This is a genomic window from Psychrobacter sp. CX21, assembly GCF_057396255.1.
On sequence record NZ_JBXYJG010000013.1, the window covers coordinates 38,555 to 54,851 of the forward strand.

General features: G+C 39.7%; 14 protein-coding genes. 13 read left to right on the forward strand and 1 reads right to left on the reverse strand.

The features are described 5' to 3' along the window. The first annotated feature begins 203 nt into the window (after window positions 1-203). The 6 genes from mnmE (at window position 204) to AC2SLP_RS08555 (ending at window position 7,477) form a co-directional block, all read left to right on the forward strand. The gene (mnmE, locus tag AC2SLP_RS08530) at window positions 204-1,637 is read left to right on the forward strand and encodes a tRNA uridine-5-carboxymethylaminomethyl(34) synthesis GTPase MnmE (RefSeq protein ID WP_486536249.1); all 1,434 of its coding nucleotides are present in this window, start codon (window positions 204-206) and stop codon (window positions 1,635-1,637) included. Between the two features lie 252 nt (window positions 1,638-1,889). Beyond that, window positions 1,890-2,357, forward strand: a complete 468-nt coding sequence (gene nrdR / locus AC2SLP_RS08535) for a transcriptional regulator NrdR (RefSeq protein ID WP_486536250.1) — start codon at window positions 1,890-1,892, stop codon at window positions 2,355-2,357. A 204-nt stretch (window positions 2,358-2,561) separates the two neighbouring features. Then, window positions 2,562-3,671: a bifunctional diaminohydroxyphosphoribosylaminopyrimidine deaminase/5-amino-6-(5-phosphoribosylamino)uracil reductase RibD gene (gene ribD / locus AC2SLP_RS08540; protein WP_486536251.1), complete on the forward strand. Its 1,110-nt coding sequence runs from the start codon at window positions 2,562-2,564 to the stop codon at window positions 3,669-3,671. Between the two features lie 473 nt (window positions 3,672-4,144). Beyond that, window positions 4,145-4,747, forward strand: coding sequence for a riboflavin synthase (locus AC2SLP_RS08545; RefSeq protein WP_486536252.1), 603 nt, complete (start codon window positions 4,145-4,147; stop codon window positions 4,745-4,747). A 108-nt stretch (window positions 4,748-4,855) separates the two neighbouring features. Beyond that, window positions 4,856-5,905: a methionyl-tRNA formyltransferase gene (gene fmt, locus AC2SLP_RS08550; RefSeq protein WP_486536253.1), complete on the forward strand. Its 1,050-nt coding sequence runs from the start codon at window positions 4,856-4,858 to the stop codon at window positions 5,903-5,905. A 63-nt stretch (window positions 5,906-5,968) separates the two neighbouring features. Beyond that, window positions 5,969-7,477, forward strand: coding sequence for a transcription antitermination factor NusB (locus AC2SLP_RS08555; RefSeq protein ID WP_486536254.1), 1,509 nt, complete (start codon window positions 5,969-5,971; stop codon window positions 7,475-7,477). A gap of 115 nt (window positions 7,478-7,592) precedes the next feature. On the opposite strand, the gene AC2SLP_RS08560 is transcribed toward AC2SLP_RS08555, so the two are convergent. After that, window positions 7,593-7,781, reverse strand: coding sequence for a polyhydroxyalkanoic acid system family protein (locus AC2SLP_RS08560; RefSeq protein WP_486536293.1), 189 nt, complete (start codon window positions 7,779-7,781; stop codon window positions 7,593-7,595). Window positions 7,782-8,150: 369 nt separating this feature from the next. Here AC2SLP_RS08560 and AC2SLP_RS08565 point away from each other — a divergent pair, with 369 nt between their 5' ends. The 7 genes from AC2SLP_RS08565 (at window position 8,151) to AC2SLP_RS08595 (ending at window position 16,263) form a co-directional block, all read left to right on the forward strand. Continuing rightward, window positions 8,151-8,888, forward strand: coding sequence for a hypothetical protein (locus AC2SLP_RS08565; protein WP_486536255.1), 738 nt, complete (start codon window positions 8,151-8,153; stop codon window positions 8,886-8,888). 162 nt (window positions 8,889-9,050) lie between these two features. Beyond that, window positions 9,051-10,487, forward strand: coding sequence for a threonine synthase (gene thrC / locus AC2SLP_RS08570; protein WP_486536256.1), 1,437 nt, complete (start codon window positions 9,051-9,053; stop codon window positions 10,485-10,487). A 248-nt stretch (window positions 10,488-10,735) separates the two neighbouring features. Further along, a complete protein-coding gene (locus AC2SLP_RS08575) occupies window positions 10,736-11,887 on the forward strand; it encodes a LysM peptidoglycan-binding domain-containing protein (RefSeq protein ID WP_486536257.1) in 1,152 nt (383 codons plus the stop codon). 157 nt (window positions 11,888-12,044) lie between these two features. Next, window positions 12,045-13,490: a DNA-processing protein DprA gene (gene dprA, locus AC2SLP_RS08580; protein WP_486536258.1), complete on the forward strand. Its 1,446-nt coding sequence runs from the start codon at window positions 12,045-12,047 to the stop codon at window positions 13,488-13,490. A 59-nt stretch (window positions 13,491-13,549) separates the two neighbouring features. After that, window positions 13,550-14,197 carry an L-threonylcarbamoyladenylate synthase gene (locus AC2SLP_RS08585; RefSeq protein ID WP_486536259.1) on the forward strand — a complete coding sequence of 216 codons (648 nt, stop codon included), beginning with the start codon at window positions 13,550-13,552 and terminating at the stop codon, window positions 14,195-14,197. Between the two features lie 221 nt (window positions 14,198-14,418). After that, window positions 14,419-14,937, forward strand: coding sequence for a GbsR/MarR family transcriptional regulator (locus tag AC2SLP_RS08590; RefSeq protein WP_486536260.1), 519 nt, complete (start codon window positions 14,419-14,421; stop codon window positions 14,935-14,937). Window positions 14,938-15,033: 96 nt separating this feature from the next. Beyond that, the gene (locus tag AC2SLP_RS08595; RefSeq protein ID WP_486536261.1) at window positions 15,034-16,263 is read left to right on the forward strand and encodes a hypothetical protein; all 1,230 of its coding nucleotides are present in this window, start codon (window positions 15,034-15,036) and stop codon (window positions 16,261-16,263) included. The last annotated feature ends 34 nt before the right edge of the window (window positions 16,264-16,297 follow it).

A 16,297-nucleotide genomic window follows, 5' to 3' on the forward strand; every position in this document is an offset into this window, starting at 1 on the left:
AATTCTAGTACGATACAAGTAGGCTTAGCGAATTAAATACCGTAACCATTTAGTAGTTCACTGACTATATATGTTTATTTTGGTCAATAGGCACGCGTAAACCACTCATCATTTGCGTTATCATTAGCGACGATTTATCAGTTGTATTTAAAACAGCTTATACTGCTAATGATTGCCCTTATTCTTAAGGTATATGAATCACTATGAGCCATACTAAAACGATTGCTGCTATAGCCACCCCCATTGGTAGAGGCGGCGTCGGTATCATTAGACTATCAGGATCTAAAGCTTATGACATCGCTTGCCAATTAACAGGGAAAGCGGATTTTAAACCTCGATTAGCGAGCTTTTGCAGGTTTTATGACGCCGATGACAAGGTGCTAGATGAAGGTGTGGTTCTGTATTTTAAAGGGCCTCATTCGTTCACTGGTGAAGACGTTATCGAGTTGCAAGGCCATGGGGGCGTCATACTTCAAAATCAATTATTGGCGCGCGTGTTCGAACTTGGTGCATCGCAAGCTCAGGCTGGAGAGTTTTCTTATCGAGCTTTTGAAAATGATAAACTAGATCTGCTTCAAGCCGAAGCGATAGCCGATGCTATTGATGCCACTAGTGCTGCTGCCGCGAGCAGTGCCATACGCTCCCTTACTGGTGAATTTTCAAATAAAATTAATCAAGTGTTAGAATCTTTGATAGAGCTGCGTCTTTATGTAGAAGCTTCTATTGATTTCCCAGATGAGGAAGATGTTGATTTTTTGAGTGATGGTATTATTGAGAATAAGCTGACTGATATTCAAAATAAGTTAACCCACATACTGGCTACTGCCCAGCAAGGTCAATTATTACGTGACGGGGTGCATGTGGTTTTGGCGGGGCGTCCTAATGCAGGTAAATCTAGCCTTCTAAACAGTTTGGCGGGACAAGAGCGTGCCATCGTGACTGAGGTAGCTGGGACAACTCGTGATACCCTACAAGAGACGATTGTTTTAAACGGATTAACGATTCATTTAACCGATACTGCCGGTCTCAGAGATACTGCCGATACGGTAGAGCGCATCGGTATACAAAGAGCGCATAACGCCATCAAACAAGCAGATTTGCTACTTTTGGTGTATGATTTATCTAAAGAAGTTGATCCTATCCAATTGGCTAAAGACCTGTTTGCTACCCAGAATACATCAATGTCGAATTTGGAACCTGCTAAGTTATTACTCATTGGCAATAAGCGAGATTTGGTTGACAATAACTTTATCGATAGTTCTGCTAAAAGGGTTTCGACACAGACAAACCAAACGACCACGTTACCCGATAAGGTCATTATTGAAGGTTTCGAACAAGTTAATGTTTCATGTGAAACATCACAGGGTTTAGATGTTCTGATTACCACATTATGTAACAAGGTCGGTTTTCATCCCCCGGAAAATAGCCTCATTGCCCGTACTCGACATATTGACGCACTGAAACGGACGCAACAACAGTTAGATGATGCTTATGAGCAACTGGTTGAGTTTCAGGCGGGTGAACTGGTGGCTGAAAGTTTGCGTCAGGCCCAATTTAGCTTAGGTGAAATTACAGGCGAATTTAGCGCCGATGATCTATTAGGCCGAATATTTGGCAGTTTTTGTATTGGTAAATAAACCAACAAGTCGGTATTAACCTATAAACTTAAAGTACCCTTTAGTTTTTAATTCGGTAACTTGATCAGGCAACTTTAATCCGACAACTAGATACAACAGCCAGATACAAAATATTGTTAGGAACCTATAAACTGCGTCTTGGATTCAAACAAGATATTTTAATCGTTCTATATAGCGTGCAATCTAGCTTTGTATTTGGCTTTTTAAAAATTTATAACGTGAATGATTGACTTATTATCAAAGAGAAAAAGTATGCAATGTCCTTACTGTAATGCCGATGACACCAAGGTTATAGACTCAAGGCTGGCAGCAGAAGGTGCCCAGGTTCGTCGTCGTCGTCAATGCAATCAATGTCAAGAACGCTTTACGACATTTGAAGTGGTCGAAGTGGTTATGCCGCGTATTATTAAATCAAACGGTAGAATAGAGCCTTACGATGCGCAAAAATTAAGACGTTCGATTCAATTACCGTTACAAAAAAGACCGGTCACCTTAGATGAACAGGAAGCCATGATTAGTCGTATCGAAAAACGCATACGTCAGTTAGGTGAGCGTGAAATAAATAGTAAGGATTTGGGCGAAATTGTCATGATTGAGCTTAAAGAGGTAGATGACGTGGCATATGTACGTTTCGCCAGTGTCTATAGAGACTTTCAAGATATTGAAGCGTTTAGGCAAGAATTACAAAACATTCGCCCTTCTGGTTCAGATATGACATAACAAACTTGCCTAAGTGATTGTTTTTATAAATTTAATCCTTTAAAGCTTTGTTCTTTAAAGCTTTGTTCTTTATAACTTCATTTCTAGGATAAAAGCATTTTAAACGTAACTTAATCGTATATTTCCTATACTTTATACAATTAATTATGGTTATGATTAAGTTCTTAAACGATCTAGCCTCAAACTCCAAATAAAGAGTATCTCATGTCACCACACTCTAAGACCTCATCGCCAAACTTAGAGGTAACCTCCACACAGTTTTCAGTATCTGATAGACAGCCCCAAGACGGCTACTTCATGTCAATTGCGATTGAAGAAGCTAAAAAAGGTCTATTCACCACCCGCCCAAATCCTGCGGTAGGATGTTTAATTGTTAAAGATAACTTAATAATTGGTAGAGGGTATCACCCGAAAGCAGGAGAGCCTCATGCCGAAGTTTTTGCGTTAAGAGATGCTTTAAATAATAACAAAGCTAATATTGAAGGCGCGACTGCATACGTTACCTTAGAACCTTGTAGCCATACAGGACGCACACCACCCTGTGCTAAAGCGTTAATTGAATCAGGAGTCGGCCGTGTAGTTATCGCGGGACTTGATCCTAATCCTCAAGTCGCTGGACGCGGGGCTGATATGATTATTAAAGCTGGTATTCGTGTGACGGTAGGTGTTGCTGCTGAGAGTGCTGAAAAGCTTAATTTGGGGTTTTTAAAAGCCATGCGAACCCAAATGCCTTACGTCAGACTCAAAATTGCAACCAGTTTAGATGGTAAAACGGCCATGGCTTCTGGACAGTCAAAGTGGATTACAGGTCCGGCAGCTCGAGAAGACGTACAGAAGTTAAGAGCGTTGAGCGGTGCAATTATCACTGGCAGTCAAACTATTATTGACGATAATCCTTTATTAAATATGCGCTCTACCCAGCTTGGGGTAGATGTAAATGACGTGCCGCAACCAAAGATTTTCATTCTTGATAGACGGCAACGTTTAGCAGGATCAGACTACAATGTTCTACAGAATTCATCTACCCACATTGTTCATGACTCTGATCTCAAAAAGTTATTAGCGCAGTTAGTGAGTGAAAATCAGATTTATGATGTATTGGTAGAGTCGGGTGCGACGCTTGCAGGCAGTTTTATTCAAGCAGGTTTAGTTGATGAGCTGGTGGTATATCAAGCACCCTGCATATTAGGACATGCGGCTCGTCCGATGTTGAATATAGACTTACAACATTTATCACAACAATTACGTTTACAACTTATTGATACCTCGCGTATAGGTAATGACTTAAAAATAGTTTACAAACCAATAAAATAAATTAGGGTCAGATAATCCATTAAATATTTAGTACATATTTATGGTTTATTTAATTAATGTCTGTCTGTCTCATAGAGTTGTAACTTTAGTATAGTAGCTACATATAGTTCTTTTAATTCAAGGATAACGAGTTATAAAAAGAAATTTATACTTAGTGATTTAATTAAGACAGTTTAAAGTTATCCACAATTCATATCTCATATATAAAGTTTATAGCATTATGTCTAGCTGTTTCACATGAAACTGTGGATTAAATAGGTTTCACATGGAACTTTAATTAATCTTATGTTCATGGGATTGATTACTATATAAAGGTTTCACGTGAAACTATGAAATATCTATTTGTAGGCGCTTATTAAGGGGTTGGTTGTGGATAAGTATTCAATTTTGTATCCATTTAAATGGATTAAAATCTTAGAATTTAAGTTATCCACAGCTTAAGTTAATAATTATTATTTGAAATAGGGTCTTTTATGTTTACAGGAATAATAGAAAGTACGGGCATTTTAAAATCTATAGATAAAGTTGGTGGAGATGTTCGATTAACAATAGAGTCGAAAAGTTTAGATTTTAATGATATTAAATTGGGAGACTCAATCGCAAGCAATGGTATCTGTCTCACCGTTGTTGATATTAAAGATAATAGCTATGCAGTTGATGTTTCACGTGAAACGCTAAATAAAACAGCAATGTCTCAATGGCAGGTTGGTGATACCTTAAATCTTGAAAAAGCCATGTTGCCAACTACCCGATTTGGCGGGCATATGGTATCAGGGCATGTCGATGGTGTTGGTAAGATAGAATTGATGAAAGAGGACGCACGGTCAATTTATATCGAAATTGCCATTCCAGACGAGCTAAAAAAATACACCGCGACCAAAGGTTCCATTACTGTAGATGGTATTAGTCTGACGACCAATCTTGTTAAAGACAATATCGTCTGCTTAAATATTATTCCACATACAGCAGACGTGACTAATATTGGCAACCACTGGAAAGAAGGTGCACAAGTCAATATTGAGGTGGATTTAATTGCTCGCTATCTAGAAAGATTGAACAGTGCTGATGCTGGATAATGCATATCGAAGTTAATCTGGACTATATTGATTTCTTATATTTAAAATTTAAGCCCCAATGGATTGCATAATAAGCAATAACTCAACTTTGTTAATAAAGAGACTTATATGAGTTCACCTAATTCGTCACAATCAGCTAAAAAACGTCTTATCTTTGCAGGCACACCTGAATTTGCTGCCGTAGCACTGCAAGCTTTGATAGAACAACGTGATGCGCTAAATATAGAGATTGTTGCGGTTTATACCCAGCCAGACCGTAAAGCTGGACGAGGTCAAAAGCTAACCGCATCGCCCGTTAAACAGTTAGCGCTTGAGCACAATATTCCTGTAGAGCAACCCCTTAGTTTTAGTTTAAATAAAGATAACGGAGCTGTTTCACGTGAAACTTTAAAACACTATCAACCCGATGTGATGGTAGTCGCTGCATATGGCTTAATTTTACCACTGGGTGTATTGAACACACCGACATTTGGTTGCTTGAATATTCATGCGTCGCTTTTACCCCGTTGGCGGGGAGCAGCACCGATTCATCGTGCCTTATTAGCAGGTGATAAGCAGACAGGCATTACCATTATGCAAATGGATAAAGGCTTAGATACCGGCGATATGCTATATAAAGTGGCATACGATATTGCCGCTGATGAGACCACTGCCAGTTTACATGACAAAATGGCGGCGTTAGGTGCTAAGGCTATTATAGAGGTTTTAAAAGACTTACCCCGCTATCAAGCTCAGGCTAAGAAACAAGACGATAGCCTAGCGACTTATGCTGAAAAATTGAGCAAAGCAGAGGGTGAGATTGATTGGAACAAGTCGGCGACTCATATCGAGCGTCAGATACGTGGCATGCATCCTTATCCGGGTGCTCACACCTTTTTGGCAGATGCAGAAATCAAAAGCGTGCCTAAACGGGTAAAAGTTTTATCAGCCATGCCAGTCAATCCTTCACAAACTACGGGCGAAAAGCCGGGTACGGTTATTAGTGTGGGTAAACAGGCTATCTTAGTGGCTTGTGGTAAAAACAGCCCAGATGATGACGTGGCAACTACCCTGCGCTTAACCAAGCTACAATTCGCAGGTAGCAAACCTGTCACCGCTGAGCAAATCTGTCATGGTAATCAGCTTGATGACGGTGACCGTTTTGTGTCTCAAAGCTAGCTATTAATAACAAATCTTCCAGTAATAAAATTAAGTATTTGTAACCCATAAATTAGGTATGTAATGAGCAATAAACCAAACAACGCCACCTTACAAAAGAACGTCCGTGTCGCTGTGATAAATACGTTGTTGTCAATTCAGCAAGGTCAGTCACTAAGCAATCTATTAGACCCACTATTAAACAGTTTTAGGGATGAGGATAAAGGTTTTGCCCATGCCTTATTACTCACAACCTTACGCCATTGGCATGCAACCGCACGTTTGTTAGATAGCTTAGCCGACAATCCAATTGATGAGATAGAGGTGCGTACCACCATTCAACTGGGCATTACGCAGTTGCTATACCTTAATGTTGCTGACCATGCCGCGATTAATGAAACCGTAGAAGCGGTAAAAAAAATCGACTATGCGCGCGCATCAGGGTTAGTTAATGCCCTGCTGCGTAAAGTGGCGAAGAATCCGAATAAATTCCGCAAGAAAGCCAATAAAAATCATAGTCTTCCTAATTGGTTGGCCCAGCAGTTAAAATCAGATTGGCGGGATCAGTATGATGAACTAACCCAAAGCCTGCGCCAGTCGGCTCCGATGTTTTTGCGGGTGAATAGATTACAAACCGATTGTGAAAGCTATTTGGCACAACTTAATGAGGCAGAGATAGCAGCAGAATTGGTCTCTTTAGAAACCTCAATAAATACTGAGAACGCTGATGAAACGGTTGCTATTAATCAACAAGCTATAGCGCTAATAGATAGCGTGCCTGTCAGTCGCCTGCCCGAGTTTGAGACGGGTATTACTAGCGTACAAGATGCGCATGCTCAATTGGCGGCGCCTATTATTGACGCGCTACTTCAAAAAGTGGTGAATGCTAATCCAACCGAGACGGTACGATTATTGGATGCCTGTGCTGCGCCAGGGGGGAAGTTGGCGCATTGGCTTGAATTACTAGGTGAGCAGGAAGAGCAACATGCAGGTTTGTTTCACGTGAAACAACCTAAAGAATCGACGACTGCACTTAATAAAGTTGAGCTAACGGCTATTGATAACGAAGCGCCACGTATTACCCGTATATTTGAGAATTTAGAACGGTTGCAATTGCCTGCGCCTATCGTGAATAGCAAATTATATTTAGACATCGAATGCGTGGATGCAACCACTTGGCAGGCAAAAGAGACAGACAATAAATCAACTGGCTTTGATGCCATATTGCTCGATGCGCCTTGTACCGCTACCGGTGTTATTCGTCGTCATCCAGATATTACCTTGCTGCGCACCGAGGAAGATGTGCAACATACGGTGCAACTGCAAGAGCAAATCTTAGATAACTTATGGCCGCAACTGAAGTCTGGTGGTTATTTTTTATATGTAACTTGTTCCATATTAAAGCAAGAAAACGTGGAACAAATGCAGGCATTTCTTGAGCATCATCATGATGCGGTGGCTGTGGCGTTTGACGATGACGAAACTAATTGGGGTATTGAGCAAGAGATTGGGCGTCAATGTTTGCCGTTAAATGAACAAAACCAATCAGGTGGTGATGGGTTTTATTATGCGCTGCTTAGAAAAACAAAGTAGTAATTCCTAACTAAGCTGATATAACTGATTTAAAGACTCCCATCTCAGCGCTATAAATGAGAGGGGGTTTACTAAAATGAAAGCAATTTAATTATAATCGTTAACCATGATTTAGTTAACGTAAATATTTATTTAATCCTGATTCTAAAACCTCTTTAATTTTGCCTTTTAAAGGTTTGGCTAAAAAGCCTAAGGTCGCTTCAAAGTAGATTTTATTAGCGTCTAAAGTGGCTTTCCCATCGATACCTTTACAACTAATGGTCGCATTGTCTTTATTTTCGACTTCAATATAATTGGCATTAATACCATGTTTTTATTTGGCTCTTTCTTAGCATTTTTTAGTTTGCGCGCGTGATATTGCTGTGCTCTTTTTTTGATTTCAATATCTGCTATGGAATTACCTTTTATTATGTTATTTAGGATTAATACAAAATTATATCTTGACTGACTATGGTAGTCAGACAAGAAAGGTGTTTACATCATTTAGTTGTATAGGTAGTAATTAATTAATTAATGTAGCATGATTGATAACTCTAACCTGTCAGTTGTCACTATATAATGGGTTAATAGCTAAACTTATCTTAGCTCATATACATACCATAACTGACTAATGTATTTATAGGACAATGTTGAATCTTAAATAGTTGAAGTAAGAAGAATTGGATCAATTTGAATGGAATTAAAAACACATATTAGTGAGACTCAAATAGCGTTTCTTGACGAACTGATAAGTCTTGTCATTGAATGCTGGAGAATAGATGAGCAAAATTACAGTTTCTATAAACGTCTTATTGAAAATTGGCAAGAGCAGGGCTACTACGATGATGCTATGCTCTACTTTTGGTATTATGAAGAAATAGAAGGTTTAAATTCTAAGCAGGTTGATAATTTTTGCGCTTTTATAAAGGTTATCAATGGTTTAGGGTTTTTATTACCATCAACTGAGCAAGCTCTAATGGCTAATACATTTAAATATATCAAATGCCTTAAAGTATCAAAGACTATTGAAGAGAGAACAGAAGCTATATTAAGTTTCTGGCAAGGTATTGATTATGGAGAAGCTGTTAATATAGCTGATTTTTATCGAAAATTTAATTTAATGAGAGGTAAAAATCTAATTATACAAGATGGTGATTGGGATAAGTTGGACAAGGAAAGGTTTGACAAGTCTTACCATTACATTTTGACTCAAAGTAAGCTGTGGGAAGAACAGTATCCTAAAGGCATATTAAGCATATATGAGCAGTTAATTTATAAGGGTGAAACCTTAAAAAGCCAAGCAGACGCTATTGACTATCAATTCAAAACAGGGTTGTTGGAAGAAGAAACACAGTGCTATGAAAAAATCTCAGTACCCAAAAAAGAATCTAAGCTTAGAAGGCTTATTGGATGGATAAAATGTTTATATTGAACAATTCATCTTCTAAAAATGTTATTAGCTATAAGTCTCTGGGAAATTACTATAAACTCATTCACAAAAACCAATCATACCTCTATTTAATATGGCTTATCTCTCAAAATATGCTACTCTTTTTCTACTTCAATATTATAAGACTCGTAGATAGGACAAAACATGAAATATATCAGTACCCGTGGTCAAACTGAGCCGATGGATTTTAGCGATGTGTTGTTGATGGGCTTAGCGCCAGACGGTGGTTTGATGTTGCCTGAAAGCTATCCGCAAATTGATGGTGCGACATTAGATAAATGGCGTAAGCTAAGCTATCCCGAGTTGGCATTTGCGATTATGCGCCTGTATGCCACCGATATTGATGACGCAGATTTAAAAGATATTATTGATCGCACGTATACGGCTAAGGTTTTTGGTTCTGAGGACATTGTGCCGGTTCGTAAGCTTGAGGATGATTTATATATTTTAGGGTTGTCTAATGGTCCGACGCTGGCGTTTAAAGACGTGGCGATGCAGTTTTTGGGTAATGCGTTTGAATATGTGCTGAAAAAGAAAAACAAGCGTTTAACCATCATTGGTGCGACCAGTGGTGATACCGGTAGTGCAGCAGAATATGCGCTACGTGGCAAAGACAATATCGAAGTGTTTATGATGTCGCCACATGGCAAAATGAGTGCGTTTCAGCGGGCGCAAATGTACAGCTTGACCGATGCTAATATTCATAACATTGCGATTAAAGGCATGTTTGATGACTGTCAGGATATTGTGAAAGCCTTGCAGCAAGATGCGGATTTTAAAGCCAAATATAGTTTAGGTACGGTGAACTCGATTAACTGGGGGCGTATCTTAGCGCAAATCGTGTATTACTTTAAGGCGTATTTCGCTGTCACTAATAATAATACCAATAACGATAAAAAGGTTAGCTTCTGTATTCCTTCAGGTAACTTTGGTAACATCTGCGCCGGTCATATTGCTCGTGAGATGGGTCTGCCGATTGAGCGTTTAATCGTCGCAACCAATGAAAACGATGTGCTAAACGATTTCTTTAATCAAGGCAGTTATAGCCCTCGCCCTGCGGAACAAACGTATGTGACCTCTAGCCCGTCTATGGATATTTCCAAAGCATCTAACTTTGAGCGCTTCATTTATCTGTTATTGGAAAAAGACAGTAAGCGGGTGCATGAGTTGTTCGATGGGGTTAAATCAGGTAAAGGTTTTGATTTGTCGGATGTGTTAGAAGCGGTGAATACGCGCTATGGCTTTGCAGCCGGTAAATCAACGCATCAAGACCGTCTAAACACCATTAAAGATCTGTATGAAAACTACAACGACTTAATTGATCCGCATACTGCCGATGGCGTGAAGGTAGCACGTGAACTACAAAAAGACGGTGAGGTTATTATTTGTGCAGAAACGGCATTGCCAGCCAAGTTCTCTGAAACTATCTTTGAGGCAGTGGGTAACTCATTATCAGAGCAGGATATTGAGCGTCCAGAGCACACTAAAGATATTGAAAGTCTAGAGCAGCACGTGACGGTTTTGGACAACGATGCCAGTTTGGTCGCTGATGAGATAAGAGCGGTGGTGTCGCCTGCTTAATAGAAATGCTCGTTATTATTGGTATAGGTCTAACCTTTGTGTGTTTATAAACTAAAGCTTTAGGCGGGTAAAACAATTGTATACTTGCTAAGTGGTCAATCTAAGTCGTCAACTATTTGAGTCGTCAACTATTTAGGCCACTAAAATGCTCTCTATATCAAAACTTATGACTTATTTTTACTAAATACTATGACTTCACCCTAAAAATGTAGCAAAATAGTGGCATAACTCGACTTTTGGATAATTCAATGACCCCATCCTATCGCAACAAAATAGCACATACTATGTCGACCGTGGCACTAAACCAGACCGCAGTATTTAAGAAGTGGCTTATAGTAGGCATGTCAGCAGCTATGTTATTTAGTGCAACGGCTACTCATGCCAACAATCCACCACCTAAAGTTAAGCCAGATGCACCAAACCGCTATGTTGTAAAAAAAGGCGATACCTTGTGGGATATCTCGGGCCGTTATTTAAATAACCCTTGGCAGTGGCGTGAAATATGGGCGGCGAACAAACAGGTGAAAAATCCCCATCTCATATACCCTGGCGACATATTATTGATGTGTATCATCAAAGGGGAGACCTTAATTGGTATTGATACGGGTGAGGGCTGCGCTGGGATTGAACGCAATATGACTAAAGCGGCGACTCCGCAGCAGACGATCACCATCACCCCGCTAGATAACAGTATTCCTCCCATTCCGTTATCAGCAATCATGCATTGGCTAGATAAAAATACCATTGTCAATCCAGAACATTTTAATGCCACGCCTTATGTACTGGCCTCTAAAACAGGTAATCTTATTACTGGTGCAGGCGATAAGATTTATGTGAAAGGGGCGCCGCTAATTGTCGGACAGCGCTATGGTATTTATCGTGAAAAGCAGCCCTACGTTGACTCACGATCTAAAGAGTTAATAGGTCTTGAAGTACAACAGGTGGCGTCTGGCAGAGTAATGAGTGTTGCTGCCAATGGTATCTCCAGTCTGCAGTTGCTAGAGTCTTTTGATTCTGAGGTACGTGAGGGCGATCGCGTCTTTATCGAGACCAGTCCGCAATTGCCACCCGTGTTTTATCCTAAAGCAGGTACTGCAAACAGAGGCGGACAGATCGTTAGAATTATGGATTCTATTAGCAGTGCTGGCGCCGGTGACGTCGTTGCAGTGAATTTGGGTAGCGAAAATGGGGTAAGTGCTGGTGATGTATTCACCATATTCCAGCGCGGCGCATTGGTACGTGATGTCTATGACAATGATATGGCGGTACGCCTACCAAGTGAGCAAGCGGGTCATCTTATGATATTTAAAACCTTTGATAAGATTAGCTATGCCTATGTCCTAGATTCAGAATTAGCATTGAGTGTGGGCGACCGATTATTACCGCCAACGTTTAGATAAAATTGACTAAAACCAGTTGAACAGTAGGCGAAACCATGAGTGTTAATATACACTTATCTGGCTTATGCCGCCCAGTATGAGTTGATTGCAAAAATAGACGTCTACTGGAATTAAAATGTATAGGATATTTGATGAGTTTTAAGAGTTTGCAAGCAGGATGACAGTAACGATAAACGATAGCCGCCCAGTTAGTGATTCAATGATGTCTCAAGGTTTGAGCGATACCCAACAGTCAATTTTACTACTATGGCAGCGGGTGAATACCTCGTTGTCTGCCTATCATAAACTATCCAAACACTTTGGTGATGCAAGGCTTGCCCTCCAAAGCTCGCCCGATACTTGGCGTGCGCTTAAGATTCATGCAAAGCATATAACACGGCATGTTGAAGCCAGTGCAGAGTATGATATACAGTTTTTGGCTCACATTGAACGCAGCATAAAGTCTGGCGAGTATGGTTTGTTGTTTCTACAAGATGAGCGCTATCCTTTACAGCTTGCCGCTTTATTTGATCCACCACCTGTCTTATTTGTCCGGGGTAATATCGATCGATTAAATCAATCGCAAATAGCCATTGTAGGCAGTCGTAAGCCCACCCCTAGTGCACAAAAATTGACATTTGATATGGCGCAGTATTTAGCCAAATCAGGTTATATTATTACAAGTGGGCTGGCGCAAGGGGTCGATGCACAGGCACACATGGGTGCTTTATCGCAGCCTGTAGACTGTGCTGGTCGCACGGTAGGCGTTATGGGAACAGGTATCGATGTTTGCTATCCCAAACAGCATCTAGCCTTGTTTGATCGGATCGTTAAGGAAGGCGGGTGTATTATCAGTGAGCTATTGCCTGGCACCCTACCAAATAAGCATACGTTTCCAAGACGCAATCGTTTAGTAGCGGGTTTAAGCTTAGGTACAATCGTGACAGAAGCTCAGATAAAAAGTGGCTCAATGATCACCGCACGTCTAACCTCTGATCAAGGTAAACAGGTATTTGCTATGCCAAGTACCGTTGATAACCTTAATGCACAAGGGTGTCATCATCTTATTCGTGAAGGGGCGACACTGATCTATCATCCAGAGCAAGTAGTCAGTGATTTGTCGCATCAACTGGTTACGCCCATACAGCGTCAACATATAAAGTCTCACAGCGAATCACTTACTGCTCAGGCTGCTGAGTTTTCAATTCCAAACTCTGTTCAACATCCGGTTCAAAACTCTTCTGCAGCCTTAAATTCAGCGTTTGATGACACTTCTAAAACAATTTCGGCTAATAAGAAGCCATCTAATACCTCTCAACCGATTGAACCTATAGCATCAGCATTTATGGCAGACGTAAAAGCGACTGGTTTTGCATCCATGCCATTAGGTAACCAAGCAACGTTAAGTAAGCAAACCTCATTAAGTAACCAAGCGCCTGTACCTAAGGTCTCAATTCCCTCGCATTTGCAACCATTATGGACGCATATAGATTTTGATGGTCAAGATTTAGATATATTGGTACGTAAAACACAAATTGACACATCTACCTTATTGAGTCAACTAATGGAACTAGAGCTTTTAGGTAGTTTGGTGCAAATTGGTGGGCGATACAAACGTATATAACAGGCTCTTTGACGTACAGACAGTTTTGATACTAAAATCTTTATGATTGAAATCACCTTATGATGAATGTGACAAAAGACCCCAAACAAGCTGCCGAATGGATTAATCAAGGTAAACTTCTGGCTTATCCTACAGAAAGTGTTTGGGGCATCGGTTGTAATCCATATGATGAAGTAGCAGTCAAAAAAATCATTGCCATCAAGCATAGACCGCTTGAAAAAGGAATGATAGTGATCACAGATAGGGTGGATCGTATTCAGTCATTATTGGCAAACTTACCAAGATCTAAGCGGGAACAGGTTGCTCAAAGTTGGGAAGATAAAAACTCCAATACAGAGTCTTTAAATCACATAAATAAATATCAACAAGCACACACGTGGGTACTTCCATTAGCAACTGATGACTCGGCGACCAAACTGTCTAGACCAATTCCCAAATGGATTACAGGGCGTTATGACTCTGTAGCGGTACGTGTTATTGCACATTCTTTGATTCAGGCGCTTTGTCAAAGATTGGTTAGCGATAATAATCCTTTTGGGTTTTTAGTGTCGACCAGCTGTAACCCCTCGCAGCTCAGCCCTGCCACAACCTTTGATGAAGCATTCGCCTATTTTGCGAACGATATCTATTATCTACAAGGTGAAACCTTAGGATATACCTTACCCAGTCAGATCAAGGATGCATTGTCAGGAAAAGCTTTAAGATAAGGAGCTGGCACGCAGCAGTTTAAAGTAATTAAGGGTTAAAGTTTTTTCTTGCAAATAGAATGTTAATAATTTATTATTTCTGTATTGACTGAAATATCAGAAACAAGTATATTTTAAAGCATGATAATAATTAGTTATAAAACATAAAACACTTAAAGCCAGTAAGCTATAAAAAGAGCAGTCGTAGCCAATACAATCATTTGAAAGGTTAAAGTCAACGTATGAAATTGAATCCAGCAACAGAACAATTTGTATTGCACTGGGGAGAAATGGGCTCTCAGTGGGGTGTTAATCGCACCATGTCACAAATTCATGCGCTGCTCTTCATCATTGGCAAACCGCTTAACGCTGAAGAAATAACCGAAACGTTAGGGGTAGCACGCTCCAATGTCTCTAACAGTATCAAAGAGCTTCAACATTGGGGCTTGGTACAGAGGGTTTCTATCTTAGGCGATAGACGTGATCACTTTACTACCCAGCAAGATGTTTGGGAGCTGGCACGTGTTATTGTCATTGAACGTCAAAAACGTGAGCTTGCGCCAACGGTGCAGTTTTTGACAGAACTGGTTGAAAGCTCAGAATTTAATCAAGAAAATAGCGATGTGCAAGATCGTATGCTTGAAACCAGAGAGTTTGTCGAAACAGTAACGAGTTGGTCTGATGAAATGCTTAGATTACCAACCAGTACGTTAAAAAAGATTCTAAAACTTGGTGCGAGAATTAAGAAAAAAATTCGTTAAAAATTTTACATATTTATTTCACTCTTAACAGAAATAACTAAAAATAAAGAAATATCTAGATTATTACTTATAAATTATTAATTATAAGACGCTATTATGAATAAGTTCATTAAAGACAAAAAGCCGGACAAGTCTCAACAAGATAACTCTCCGGTTAATCATGACAGTAGGAAGAATGCTAACAGTAAAAGCTCGAAGTTAGAGGGTGTTGACGTCATCGAGAAGGCTTCTGTAAGACCAGATGAACAACCAACTGTCAAAGCCCATGATAATGATAACGAACATATATTAGAGGAGGAGTTTAAACACACTGCGCTTATTTCGAAGAATACCATCGTAGATAATGAGCTTAGAAAGAAGGAGCGCGCATATGTTTCACGTAGTTTTTTCCAAAAGCTACTTCCTGCGCTGACAGGTTTACTTCTCATATTAGGAATATTTACATTATGCTATTGGATAGCTGAAGATAAAGACAAATTGTTAGGTGGACAATTTTTAATTGGTGTGCCTTTTTTTATCGGTGCAGCTGCTGTTTACTATGCAAGTTTGAGTGACCCTATTACCATAAAAAAAGTTTTTAAGATCACCTTTTGGGTTATTCTGGGCATACTAATTATTTCAATTCCCATACTTAAAGAAGGCATCATATGTATCGTATTAGCGTCACCCATATTGTATGCTGCGCTATTGAGTGGCGGTTTGATTATGCATTTGATATGTACTCTTTTTTGGAAAAGTAAAGCCTTACACTCTGTTGCTATTCTTCCTTTTATAATTCTTTTTTTACCTCTTGAGCAGTCGCCTGAAACATATGAAGTGACGCACAGTACAGTTATTCAAGCTTCGCCTGAAAAGATTTGGCAATCTATTAATCATATCCAAGATATCAAACCTCAGAATTTCTATAAAAAAAGTCATCTGCTACCTTTGATGCAGGTTCCTACTCCCAAATCTGCTATTACGGTCGTTGAAAATGGGCAATGGGTGCGCAAATGCGAATGGTATGGCGGTATAACGTTTGATGAACCTTTAATTTCTCAAATTCCTAATAAACAATTGCGTTGGCAGTTCGTTTTTTATCCAGATTCTGTTCCCCCAAAAACCTTAGATGATCATGTCACGATTAATGGCGCTCATTTTAAATTATTATATGGTCAATATGATATCAAACCTATCTCTAAAAATTCGACGGAGCTTACCTTTAAAGTGACTTATCGTATTACTACTAATATAAATTTTTATGCAGGATATTGGGGTAAATGGGTGATGCGTGAATTTGTAGAAGATACGTTAGGTTTGTATCAAAACAGATTGGAAAGTAGTTAAGTCAAAGTAGTATAGTCGGCGAACTTATAAAGAG